The organism is Prosthecodimorpha hirschii (assembly GCF_001305515.1).
In the GTDB taxonomy this organism is placed as follows: domain Bacteria; phylum Pseudomonadota; class Alphaproteobacteria; order Rhizobiales; family Ancalomicrobiaceae; genus Prosthecodimorpha; species Prosthecodimorpha hirschii.
Genome location: NZ_LJYW01000001.1, coordinates 2914458 through 2926485, shown reverse-complemented (window position 1 = coordinate 2926485; position 12028 = coordinate 2914458). Strand labels below are relative to the sequence as shown.

General features: G+C 61.3%; 9 protein-coding genes, 1 tRNA gene and 1 pseudogene. 7 read left to right on the top strand and 4 right to left on the bottom strand.

From position 1 onward, the window contains the following. Window positions 1-142 precede the first annotated feature (142 nt). From ABB55_RS12795 to ABB55_RS12785, 3 genes are all read left to right on the top strand, one after another. Window positions 143-220 (top strand) — tRNA-Met (locus ABB55_RS12795). Between the two features lie 229 nt (window positions 221-449). Further along, the gene (locus ABB55_RS12790) at window positions 450-1508 is read left to right on the top strand and encodes an ATP-binding protein (protein WP_054359149.1); all 1059 of its coding nucleotides are present in this window, start codon (window positions 450-452) and stop codon (window positions 1506-1508) included. Between the two features lie 3 nt (window positions 1509-1511). Beyond that, entirely contained in the window at window positions 1512-3392 is a 1881-nt protein-coding gene (locus ABB55_RS12785) for a vWA domain-containing protein (protein WP_054359148.1), read from the top strand. Between the two features lie 321 nt (window positions 3393-3713). Here the strand turns inward: ABB55_RS12785 and ABB55_RS28900 are convergent, their stop codons facing one another. The 3 genes from ABB55_RS28900 to ABB55_RS12780 form a co-directional block, all read right to left on the bottom strand. After that, the gene (locus ABB55_RS28900; protein WP_083463576.1) at window positions 3714-4343 is read right to left on the bottom strand and encodes a GTP pyrophosphokinase; all 630 of its coding nucleotides are present in this window, start codon (window positions 4341-4343) and stop codon (window positions 3714-3716) included. Beyond that, complete coding sequence (locus ABB55_RS29725) at window positions 4343-6028, bottom strand: P-loop ATPase, Sll1717 family (RefSeq protein ID WP_152982026.1); 1686 nt, start codon at window positions 6026-6028, stop codon at window positions 4343-4345. Before ABB55_RS29725 ends, ABB55_RS28900 begins: the two co-directional genes overlap by 1 nt. A gap of 427 nt (window positions 6029-6455) precedes the next feature. Then, window positions 6456-7067 (bottom strand): GntR family transcriptional regulator, encoded by a 612-nt coding sequence (locus tag ABB55_RS12780; RefSeq protein WP_083463575.1) that lies wholly within the window; start codon window positions 7065-7067, stop codon window positions 6456-6458. 469 nt (window positions 7068-7536) lie between these two features. On the opposite strand from ABB55_RS12780, the gene ABB55_RS12775 reads away from it, so the two are divergent. From ABB55_RS12775 to ABB55_RS29720, 4 genes are all read left to right on the top strand, one after another. After that, the gene (locus tag ABB55_RS12775) at window positions 7537-8538 is read left to right on the top strand and encodes a Bug family tripartite tricarboxylate transporter substrate binding protein (protein ID WP_054359146.1); all 1002 of its coding nucleotides are present in this window, start codon (window positions 7537-7539) and stop codon (window positions 8536-8538) included. Window positions 8539-8673: 135 nt separating this feature from the next. After that, window positions 8674-9180, top strand: a complete 507-nt coding sequence (locus tag ABB55_RS12770; protein WP_054359145.1) for a tripartite tricarboxylate transporter TctB family protein — start codon at window positions 8674-8676, stop codon at window positions 9178-9180. Between the two features lie 165 nt (window positions 9181-9345). Next, window positions 9346-10863 carry a tripartite tricarboxylate transporter permease gene (locus ABB55_RS12765; protein WP_054359144.1) on the top strand — a complete coding sequence of 506 codons (1518 nt, stop codon included), beginning with the start codon at window positions 9346-9348 and terminating at the stop codon, window positions 10861-10863. 334 nt (window positions 10864-11197) lie between these two features. Then, window positions 11198-11587: a DUF2314 domain-containing protein gene (locus ABB55_RS29720; RefSeq protein ID WP_140939768.1), complete on the top strand. Its 390-nt coding sequence runs from the start codon at window positions 11198-11200 to the stop codon at window positions 11585-11587. On the opposite strand, the pseudogene ABB55_RS28895 reads toward ABB55_RS29720, so the two are convergent. Then, a pseudogene (locus tag ABB55_RS28895) lies at window positions 11584-11837 on the bottom strand (transposase domain-containing protein); the annotation flags it as partial. The gene ABB55_RS29720 and the pseudogene ABB55_RS28895 overlap by 4 nt on opposite strands. Between the last annotated feature and the right edge of the window lie 191 nt (window positions 11838-12028).

Below are 12028 nucleotides of genomic sequence, written 5' to 3'. Positions count from 1 at the left end.
CCCAGCGCCCATGGTACTTCGTCTCAAGACGCGGGAGAGTCGGTCGCTGCCAGGCCTGCAAAGCACGAAACACACCAAACCTCTCTCCCAAACCTTCTCTCCACAACACCCAGCACAAACTCGCTGGACAAACCCTCCATCCCGCGGGGTGGACGCAGCCCGGTAGCTCGTCAGGCTCATAACCTGAAGGTCGTCAGTTCAAATCTGGCCCCCGCAACCAAAACGTTCGACGCCCCGTGCCCAAAAGCACGGGGCGTTTTGCGTTATTCTAACGGCCCATTCCGCGGCAAAGCCGGCCGCGGCGCTCACACCTCGCACGCACCCTCCCCAATGCGATTGCCGGGCGGGGCGGGGGCCGGCGGGCGACAGCGCGGGGACCATCGGCTATTGACGGCGGCATCCTGTGTTGCGCCGCCCCGGACCGGCGGCCGGTTGCCGAGGTTGCCGCCATGGAAGCCGCCGCCATCCTGACACCTTCGGCCCTGGCGCCGTTTCTCCTCAATGTCGCGCCGGCCATGCCGGTCTTCATCTGGGGGCCGCCCGGCATCGGCAAGTCGGCGCTGGTGCGCGGCTTCGCGGAAGCGGTCGGCCTGCCCTGCGTCTCCCTGCTCGGCTCGCAACTGGCCCCGGAAGACATCATCGGCGTGCCGCAGATCGTCGACGGCAAGTCGCGCTTCTGCCCGCCGACCCTGATCGCGCGCGACGAACCCTATTGCCTGTTCCTCGACGAGCTGAATGCCTGTTCGCACGAGGTGCAGAAGGCCTTCTATTCGCTGGTGCTCGACCGGCGCGTCGGCGAATTCGAACTGCCCAAGGGCTCGATCGTGATCGGCGCCGGCAACCGGGCGGAAGACCAGGCGATCACCCGCCCACTGTCGTCTGCGCTCGTCAACCGGCTGATCCACGTCCAGCTCAGGGCCTCGCCGCGCGACTGGCTCGAATGGGCGCGCCCGGCCGGCATCGACCCGCTGGTCCTCGCCTATGTCGAGAACCGGTCCGATCATCTGTGGTCGAAGCCGCCCAAGCACGAGGAGCCCTTCTCGACGCCGCGCAGCTGGCACATGCTGTCCGATGCCCTCGGCGCCTATGGGCCGCGGATCACCATCGACGATATCCGCGTCCTGGCGGCGGGTCTGCTGACGCCGGCGCATGCGCAGGCCTTCGTCGCCTTTGCGCGCATGCGCGAGCGGGCGCATGATCTGAGCGCCATCCTGAAGGGCGAGCGCGGCTGGCCCGAGCGCCCGGAAGAGCGGGACATTCTCTATTTCATGGTCCATCAGCTGCGCGACCGGCTGATCAAGGAACTTCCCGACGAGGAAAGCCGGATGAGCCGCGAGGTGCGCGACCTGGCCCAGCGCTCGAAGGAGCTGATCGTCTCGCTGGCGCGCATCTCGACCGAGCTTGCCCAGATTCTGGTCGCCGAGACCGAGAGCGGGGCGGCGCTGCCGGCCTGGTACACGGTCGAACTGGCCCGGGCCCTGCCGCGGCTCGCCGCCGCCCGGAAATGAACCATGGCGCGCGCCCCGTCACCCCCGAAGGCAAATCTGCAAGCGATCGCCGCCGGTTATGACCTGCTGCGCGTCGATCCGCTGTTCGGCAGCCTGCTCGGCATTGCCGGTTTCGACGACCTGCCGCAGCAGCCTTTCCCGGCCGACGGCTATGCGCGCCTGCTGCTGCGGCGGCTCAACACGCGCTATGCGACCCGGCTGACCGACACCTCGAAGGTCACGCTCGAGGTCAATCCCTGGCAGCGCGCGACGCCGGCCGAATGGCAGAACGTCATCGCGCAATGCCTGCTGCATGTCGCCATGAACCATATCGATCCGGTCCGCAGCGATCCCGCCTGGCGGGCGGCCTGCGAGATCGAGGCGACGGTGATGCTGCGCCAGCTTTCGATCGGTCAGCGGCCCGGCGATCTCGCCCTGCCCGACGAACAGGTCGGCGCCCGCCGCCTCGACCTGCTGGCCGAGGCGATCGCCGCCGACGGCGGCCGCTGGCTCGACAGCTTCGGCCGGTTCGGAACGGCCGGGACCGGGCAGCCGACCTGGAGCGCCGAGCCGGACGTGCCGCCCTTCCACGACGCCATGCGGGCGCAGAACCAGGCCTGGTTCGCCAGCGCGGTGCGCAATGCCATCGCCAATGCGGTCGCGACCGCCGGCGATGCCGCCCGGGCGACCCGCGGCCGTCCGCGCAATCCGAACTCGCTGGCCGAGAAGGCGCGGTCCTGGTGTATCGCCGAGTATCCGCTGCTGGCGGCCCTCGCGGCGGCCTTCGACATCGTCGAGGACGCCGAGATCTGCCAGCGCGCCGGGATCGCCATCGCGGCGGTCAATTCCGAGGAGCGGCGCCTCTACATCAACCCGCATTTCGCCTGGACCTGGCCGGCCATGCAGTTCGTCATGGCGCACGAATTGCTGCATGTCGGCCTGCGCCACGAGGCGCGGCGGCAGGGGCGCGACCCCTATCTCTGGAATGTCGCCTGCGATTTCGTGATCAACGGATGGCTGGTCGAGATGGGGGTCGGCCGGCTTCCGACCGACGACCTGCTGCTCGACCCGGAACTCGAGCTCGAGCGCGATTCGGCCGAAGCGCTCTATGACCGCATCGTGCGCGACCTGCGCCTGCGCCGGCGTCTCGCCAAACAGAGAACCCTCGGCGGCGTCGGCCGGGGCGACCTGCTGTCCGATCGACCGTCCGGCTGGTGGACCGGGATCGGCTGCGATCTCGACAGCTTCTACCGGCGCGCGCTCGCCGAAGGGCTCGACTTGCATCTCGCCGGTCCGCCGCGCGGCCTGCTGCCGGGCGATCTCATCGAGGAGATCCGGGCGCTGCAGCAGGCGCCGATCCCCTGGGACGTGAAGCTCGGCCAGTGGCTCGACCAGTATTTCCCGCCGGCCGAACGGCGGCGCAGCTATGCCCGGGCGAGCCGGCGCCAGTCGGCCACGCCGGACATTCCGCGCCCGGTCTGGGAACGGCCGCCGGTTCCCGTCGCCAGCCGCACCTTCGGGGTCGTGCTCGACACCTCCGGCTCAATGTCGTCGCGGTTGATCGGCCATGCGCTCGGCGCCATCGTGTCCTATGCGCTCAGCCGCGAGGTACCGGCGGTTCGGCTGATGCAATGCGACGCGGCCGTCCACGACATGGGCTATGTCGATCCGGAACGGCTCGCCGGCACGGTCGAGATCCGCGGCCGCGGCGGCACGGTGCTGCAGCCGGCGATCGAGAAGCTGCTGCGCGCCAAGGATTTTCCCAAGGACGCCCCGGTCCTGGTGATCACCGACGGCGGCACCGACCTGCTGACCATCCCACGCGACCACGCCTTCCTGATGCCGGAAGGCGCCTGCCTCCCGTTCCGCTCGATCGCACCACGATTTGCCTTCGACGAGGGCTGATGGATACCCTCTCCGCACATGCGGGCCGAGACCGCGGCTAGTTCCCGGTCTTGGTTCTCGGTGGTCTGGTCGGCAGTGGATACGTGGACACAGAGGGCTACAGGGCGCAAAGGTAGCATTCCCATTTCAGGGTACCAGAACCGCAACCGCGCTCAAAATGCCGTCCCAGCGAAAGTCACCCGGAAATAGGGTTGATCTTTCTGTGTATCCCGTTTGGGAGAGCTAAAGGAATTCCCCACCCGGAAGTTCACGCGGAGAACAGAGGTTTCGTGGCCAGGAATACAAAGTATTAGTGAGATTACCCCATAAGCGCCAGCAAATTTACGCATTGTCACGTATAGCTAAAAACTCGCGATCTGCTAACTCCAAGATAGCGGCAACAACTGCAATCTTCCTGCGAACCGCCGAGGGTGGTGGAGCATGATATGCCTTATGGGCCAAATTCGCCCATGCATCTTGAATTATAGTACGAACTTGTATCTCAAATAACACATCGGGAAATTCTTTATATTCTCCAAGTCTCCGGCGCTCGACGCCAAGTCGTCCGACGCAGTGAATTGCCCGGTATCCAAATCGCTCAGGTTCTTCATCATTTAGCATATACTTATCCGAAAAATGTTCCTCAACACAATCAAAAACATCCTTGATTTTATCAACAATTTGTCGAACCTCGTCTTCATAGAGACACACTACTCTTATGCCAATTAAATCTGGAAAGAATACTTCAAACTTCTCTCCACGAAATACATTATCAGTATACTTACGTTCTATCTTCTGCACGGCTTTTTTTTGTTCTTTTACCCGAAATGAAATCTCAATGTACTTAAATTCCCTGAGGCACATCGGAAGAATATTATTTGAGATTGCGCTGCCGAGACTCTTCAGAGCGCTTAAATTGTCATCATAGAATTTCTCCAAACGAGCTTTCTCGTTAAGTACATCGACACTCATCAGCTTATCCTCGATGGGTACAATGCTCTTGCAACGCCGCCATGAAGCCTATAACGATCTGCAGAGGGTACTCGCGGACGCAGAGTTGATGAGTTTCGAACACTCATCGCAAAAAGTGTTATAGTGCTTTTTGCTCCCTTTGTAATTGCGCCGATAATATTCTGTTCGTAGAGAAACTGCAAAAATCCATCAGGAGTATCGTATATTGGCGCCGCTTTCGCTTTCGAGTCAGAAATATATTGATTAAGCCTAGCAAAAGCTTTTTCATAATCTGAATGTGAGAATTCAAAGTACGTTAATTCTTCAGATAAAAACTCAAAAAATTTCTCCATTATATCAAAATCAGCATTGCTATAATAAAACGAAATCGCATCTTTTACTTCTGATTTAAGATATTCAGAGTATTTCTGCCTTAAAATTGGGTCCCTGAATATCTTGGCATTAACAGTCAATTGATCACCGATATTCCTATCGCTCATCGTTGTTTTAACTGTGTCCAGAAAAACAACAAGATCACGAGGCCGACTAAATGAGTTATAAAGAAACTCAACAAAAGTATGACGATATTTCTTTGAATTGGTTACAAACATAGTGTTGAATACAGCGTTCCAGGGACAATCGGAGATCACTGCATGTTCTTCATCATTGGGTGCAGATGAAGATCCTACATCCGGGCTATCATCGGATAAAGTCGTCGTGACAAGGGGCTCAAGCAGCCGATTAGCAATTTTAAAAAACTCACTATGCTCGAAGCCGCGTGCCTTGGTATTCCAGTTCAAAAAAATCGCATTATCTGCAAGCTTTGTCCCCGTATTGTGAAATCCTACTCTTTCAAATATATCTGGGCGAATCAATACAACTACGCGTACATCGTGGTTAAACTTTTTAAACAACACATCGCGATTTAGCTTCCATGCCGCATCGACAAGTCCAGATATACAAATAGTCTGGAGTTTTTCATTTCCAGACGAATTTAAGGAGAATTCAAAAGATTGAACATCTAAACCATCAATGAACGCAAAGTATTTTTTATCCGGATCTGGACAATCTTTAACCAAGCGCGCAAGAAATCCATTCAATGAGCTCAAGTAAGTTCTAAAATCAGTCGGCATCTGCTGTGGGAGACCAACGGGTCTATCAGCTGAAGGTGGAAATCGCTCTTTGAGAGCTGAGTAAAAGCTTTCTCGATTCCAGCAAACTAAATCAAATGACGCACCAAAACGTGCTAGCGGCTGATCGTGGCCAAATGAATTCAGTATTTCCTTAAATCGCTGTAGTTTATCGTCTTTTCTGTACAATTCACTACTCGAGTGCGCCAAAAATGATAAAAGGTGAACCAACAACAACGAAGTCCAAATACCGCTATAGTCTGCCATTCGCAGATCCCCACTGCCTTTCGCAAAATTTGAAAAACTGTCATAATCGGTTTTTTCGAACAATAATGAAGTTCCGTTTACAGATAAATCCATACTATTCGAAAAATAGGTAGCAAACGCCGATTTTCCACTACCCTTGTCCCCGATGATAAAAACAGATGGCTTGTTAAGCAATTCTTCAATTGAATTTAGACGAACAAAATTCTCTTTGAAGAACTGAAGATCACTCTGCGACATAAACTGCGTCGCGTCACGGTAAGGCAATCTGAGGGTCGATATTGGGTTGGTCGGACGGTAGGTCTTTGACATGGTATCCGCCAAAAAAGTGTTGCGTTTGTAGTCTTAGGTAAGCTCTCGGATTTGGTCATTGCGTTGATTCGGGCGGGTTATATTCTGGCCTGTTAATCCGAAAATCTCTGCATCGTATTGACTTTATGCAAATCCCCGTAACTCAGGTGCGCAGCGCAGGGTTGATACCCTAGCAGTATGCGCCCTGATCGTCCATTGGTTTCCAGCGCTTCTCGAACCGCTCGCCCCGACGATAGGCCGCCTCCGCCTTGTTGTTGATGACCAGAGCTAAAGCCGCCTCACAATCCCGTTTGGGAACTCGTTATTCAGCCGTCCAGCCTCGGAAGGTAGACCGGAATCCATGGATTGTGATGTTGGTCAATTCCATCCAGCGAAGCACCATCGTCGTCACCGTGCCTGAGACCAAGATTCCCCCTCTTCCCCGCATTCAGCGCAAGAGGCCGTGGCGGTCGACATGGGCGGCGAGGCCGAGGGCGTGGTCGCGGACCAGGATCTGCGCGCGGTCGGCATCGCGGGCGAGCAGGGCGGCCAGGATGGCGTCGTGCTCGGCCATCGAGCGCTCCAGCCGGTCGCCTTGGCGGATCGAGACGGCGCGGATGGCGCGCACATGGATGAACAGGTTTTCCGACAGCCGCTCGATCAGCGCACAGTCGCCGAGCGAGATGATCGCCTGATGGAAGCGGATATTGGCGTCCGAATACTCGCTGAGATGCTCCGCCGGCGCGTCCTCGACCGCATCGAACAGGGCCTTCAGCCGGCGGATGTCGGCGGGTTTGGCGCGGGTCGCCGCAAGGCGCGCCGCCATGCTTTCGAGGGCCGCCCAGGCATGGATCATCTCGATGATCTCGGCCTTGGTCTTGCGCACCACGAAGACGCCGCGCCGTGGCGCCGAGCGCACGAAACCCTCCTGTTCCAGGATCGACATGGCCTCGCGCACCGGCGTGCGGCTGACGCCGAGCTCCTCGGAGATCTGGCGCTCGTCGAGGCGGATGTCCTCCGGGCTCGAATAGATGTCCATCGAGGCGATCGACCGCTTCATGGCCTCGTAGGCGCGCGTCCTCAACCTTTCGTTCGGCTCCGGCCTCGTGGCACGTGCGATCGTGTCGGATACGGGGCGGTCCAATGGATTCTCCTTGCGGCCCGCTCTGGGAGCCGCCTAGCGTGCCAAGAAAATTCCATGACAGGTTACTGACAGCTGTCGGCGATGCAAGGGAGGGGCGAAAATTGGTTCGGCGGCCGGGTCGAAATCGCCGGAGCCGAACGGCATATTCTGTCAACATGCTTGACCTAATCATGTTGTCACGCGGCATTTTGCCATGTGTGCGGCGCGGTAACCCGCGGAATAGACAGGGTGCACCGCAATAGTCGCGACGGCCTGCGACATTTACTGATCGGCTGGAGTAGATCCCGGTTGATTGTCGGCCCTCTGACATACATTATGCCTGACGGCTCGGTCGGACAGGTCGCCGTCAGGAAGGCCCGTCCGCCAGGACCGTTGGGAGGAAACAATGAACAGATCCCGCATTGCCGCCGCGGCGGCCGCCCTCCTCGTGACCGGCCTGGCCGGCGCGACGTCCGCTGTGGCCTGGGAACCCACGAAGGCGGTGGAATTCATCGTCCCGGCCGGGACCGGCGGTGGCGCCGACCAGATGGCGCGGGTGCTTCAGGGCATCATCCAGAAGCACGAACTGATGAAGCAGCCGCTGGTCGTCATCAACAAGGCGGGCGGCGCCGGTGCCGAGGGCTTCCTCGACATGAAGGGCTCCGCCGGCAACCCGCATAAGATCGTCATCACCCTGTCGAACCTGTTCACCACGCCGCTGGCGACCGGCGTCCCGTTCAAGTGGGACGAGATGACCCCGGTGGCGATGCTGGCGCTCGACGAGTTCGTGCTCTGGGTCAACGCCAAGTCGCCCTACAAGACCGCGAAGGAATATGTCGACGCGGTCAAGGACGGCGGCGCCGCCAAGTTCCAGATGGGCGGCACCGGCTCCAAGCAGGAAGACCAGATCATCACCGCCGCGATCGAGCAGCAGACCGGCGCCAAGTTCACCTATGTCCCCTACAAGGGCGGCGGCGACGTGGCGGCGCAGCTGGTCGGCGGCCATGTCACCTCGAGCGTCAACAACCCGATCGAGGCGGTCTCGCAATGGCGCGGCGGCGAGTTGCGGCCGCTCTGCGTGTTCGACAACCAGCGCATCCCGCTCAAGGAGCCGGTCGCCGACGGCAAGTCGTGGAACGACATCCCGACCTGCAAGGAATCCGGTCTCGACATCGAATATCTGATGCTGCGCGGCATCTTCATGCCCGCCAAGGCGACGGCCGACCAGGTCTCCTTCTACGTGGAGCTGTTCAAGAAGGTGCGCGCGACGCCCGACTGGCAGGACTTCATGGCCAAGGGCGCCTTCAACACGACCTTCCTGGCCGGCGAGGAGTATCGCGCCTGGGTGGCCAAGGAGGCGGACCGTCATCGCGCCCTGATGGAAAAGGCCGGCTTCCTGGCCAAGTGACCCGGCCGGCCGCCGGGCCGGAGGCCGGATGCGGCTCCGAAGGGAGCCGGGTCCGGCGCCGGATCGGCGGCCGCCATCCCGGCCCGACCGGCCGCAAGGGTCGGGCCGCATGAGCCCAAACCGGGAGACATCGCCATGGCCGACCGGCCGGAAGACAACCAACATACCCTGTCGCGGCAGGTCCTCGAACTGTTCGTGGCCGGCCTCTTCATCCTGCTGTCGCTCGTCGTCATGTCCGACAACTGGCGCATCGGTGCGCGCTGGGCCAGCGACGGGCCCGAGGCGGGATATTTCCCCTTCTACATCGGCCTGATCATGCTGGTGGCGAGCACCATCACCTTCCTGGTCAACCTGCGCCGCACGCCGGCGCTGGCCGAGACCTTCGTCGAGCGTGCCCCGCTGATGCAGGTGCTGTGGGTCTTCATCCCCACCGCCGTCTTCGTCGCCGCGATCAGCGTCGCCGGCATCTATGTCGCCAGCACCCTGTTCATCGCCTTCTTCATGGTCGTGCTCGGCCGCTATCCGATCTGGAAGGCGATCCCGATCGCGGTTCTGGTGCCGGTGGTGCTGTTCATGATGTTCGAGGTCTGGTTCCTGGTGCCGCTGCCGAAGGGCCCGCTGGAAGCCGCGCTCGGCTACTGACCGGGCATCCCGCCGGGACGGGCGCGCCATACGCCGACCGCCCCCGCCTGCCGTTCCGCTGGAGGACTTTCGCGCTTTTGGCGCGCAGCGGCGACACGCCCAAAAAGGGCGGCGCCGCGGACATGTCGACAAGAATAGGCCGGGACGGATCGGGAGGATCGACCCTTGGACGCGCTCTTTTCACTCATACACGGCTTCGGCGTGCTCGCCGACCCGATGAACATCGTCTACATGTTCGTCGGCATCTTCCTCGGCGTGCTGATCGGCGTCCTGCCGGGTCTCGGCGGGGCCAACGGCGTCGCCATCCTTCTGCCGCTGACCTTCTCGATGTCGCCGACCTCGGCGATCATCATGCTGTCGTCGATCTATTGGGGCGCCCTGTTCGGCGGCGCCATCACGTCGATCCTGTTCAATATCCCGGGCGAGCCGTGGTCGGTGGCGACCACATTCGACGGCTATCCACTGGCCCAGCAGGGCCGCGCCGGCGAGGCCCTCGCGGCCGCCTTCACGGGCTCGTTCCTCGGCGCCTTCTTCTCGACCCTGCTGCTCACCTTCCTGGCGCCGCTGGTCGCCAAGTTCGCCCTGCAATTCGGGCCACCCGAATTCTTCGCCGTCTATCTTCTGACATTCTGCGCCTTCGTCGGCATGGGCAAGGAGCCCGCCTACAAGGTGATCGCCGCCATGATGCTCGGCTTCGCGCTGGCCGCCGTCGGCCTCGACACGGTGACCGGCCAGCTGCGCATGACCTTCGGCTCGACCGAGCTCTTGCGTGGCTTCGACTTCCTGGTCGCGGTGATCGGCCTGTTCGGCGTCGGCGAGATCCTGCTGACCATGGAGGAGGGCCTGGCCTTCAAGGGTCGCTCTGCGCGCATCGACCTGCGCGTGGTGCTGAAGGTCTGGAAGGACATGCCGAAATATGCCTGGACGGCGCTGCGCGGCGCCATCGTCGGCGCCTGGATGGGCATCACGCCCGGCGGCGCCACGCCGGCTTCGTTCATGTCCTACGGTCTTGCCAAGCGCTTCTCGAAGAACGGGCACAAGTTCGGCACCGGCGAGGTGGAGGGCGTGATCGCGCCGGAAACCGCCGCCCATTCGGCCGGCACCGCCGCGCTCTTGCCGATGCTGACCCTCGGCATCCCGGGCTCGCCGACCGCCGCGGTTCTGCTCGGCGGCCTGCTGATCTGGGGCCTGCAGCCCGGCCCGCTGCTGTTCGTCGAACAGAAGGACTTCGTCTGGGGCCTGATCGCCTCGATCTATCTCGGCAACATCGCCGGCCTGATCGTGGTCCTGTCGACCGTGCCGCTGTTCGCCGCCATCCTGCGCATCCCGTTCTCGATCATCGCGCCGATCATCCTGGTGATCTGCGCGGTCGGCGCCTACACGGTCCACAACGCGCTGCTCGATATCGCCGTGATGCTGGTCTTCGGCGTGCTCGGCTATCTGTTCAAGAAGCTGCAGTATCCGCTCGCCCCGCTGGTGCTGGCGCTGGTGCTCGGCGACATGGCGGAGAGCTCCTTCCGGCAGGCCATGCTGGTCAGCCAGGGCAGCCTGTCGGTGTTCTGGTCGAACCCGCTGGTCGGCTCCATCGTGACCCTCGCGCTGCTCATGCTGGTCTGGCCGCTCCTCTCGGCGGCGATGGCCAGCCTGAAGCGCGGCACCCCGCGGGTCGCCTCCGGCGAGTGACCGGCGGCGCCAAACCGGCCTGAAAGACAAGGCCCGGCCCCGGATCGCGTCCCGGGGCCGGGCCTTTTCATGTCCGCGATCCGGACAGCGCCGGCGGCTTCGGCGTACGCAACCGGTAAAGACCGCGGCGGCCAGGTCCGACTAGAGCATCATCCGATCTGAAGGAATCGAGCGATGCTCTGCATGTTTCTGTTTGCGCAAGCTTGTTCCGATCAGAGCGAGCCGCTCTGATCGGACCTTGCTTTAGTGACCATCAAGAGCCTTCCGTCCGCCGATGATTGTCCTAAGCTCCGGGTGGCAGCATCTTTGCGACGTAACCGGCCTTGGAGGCAGCGTGCGCGCACCCGATTTTTGTCATGATGGATGGTCGCTTGACGATGCGGAACAGCGCCATGCCGAAGCGCCCGACACGTTTGAGATCCCGCCGCTTCGGGTGCGCGAGGTCCTTGAGCCAGGCGATTTTGCGAAGCTGATCTTCAGAATCGCGATCGATCGTGAAGAAGACCCTGAAGCCTGCGAGCGCATGTGGGTCGTGGTGACCGCTCGGACCGGCGATGGATACATCGGCGTCCTGGACAACGAACCATCGTCAATTGCTGAGAACGATACGTTCTGGCGCGGTAGCGAGCTGCCCTTTTCGCCGCGACACATCATCGATGTGGATAAGGCGAACGACGCAAGCAGAGCGATAGCCGCCAGCCCTCCCAAGGTTTCTTGGCGTTAGTCGCGCAGCGTCAGCCCGCCTGCGCCGATGCGGCGGTTCCAGGGCAGCAGGTCGTCAATGGCACTGGCAGGATGTCCGGGTAGCCCAGCAAGGACGCCTGCGGGCCACGCTCTTGGGTCGATGTCGTTGAGCTTCGTAGTCTCGATGAGGGTGTACAGGGCGGCGGCACGGAGACCTCCGGTGTCGAAGCCTGCGAAGGTCCAGTTCTTGCGGCCGATCGCGATCCCGCGGACGGCCGTTCGGCGGCGTTGTGGCTCAAGCAAAGTGCGCCGTCTTTCAGGAACCGGGTGAAGGCCGGCCGGCGCTTCAGCATGGTGTCGGTGAAGGCCGCGCCCTCGCGGGGGAAGCACTCGCCCTGACGGTGGAGCGGCAGGTGCATGCCGTAGTTCGCGGTGACGATCTCGGCGAGCAGCTGCTGCCCCGCCCGCCCGCCCGCCTCTC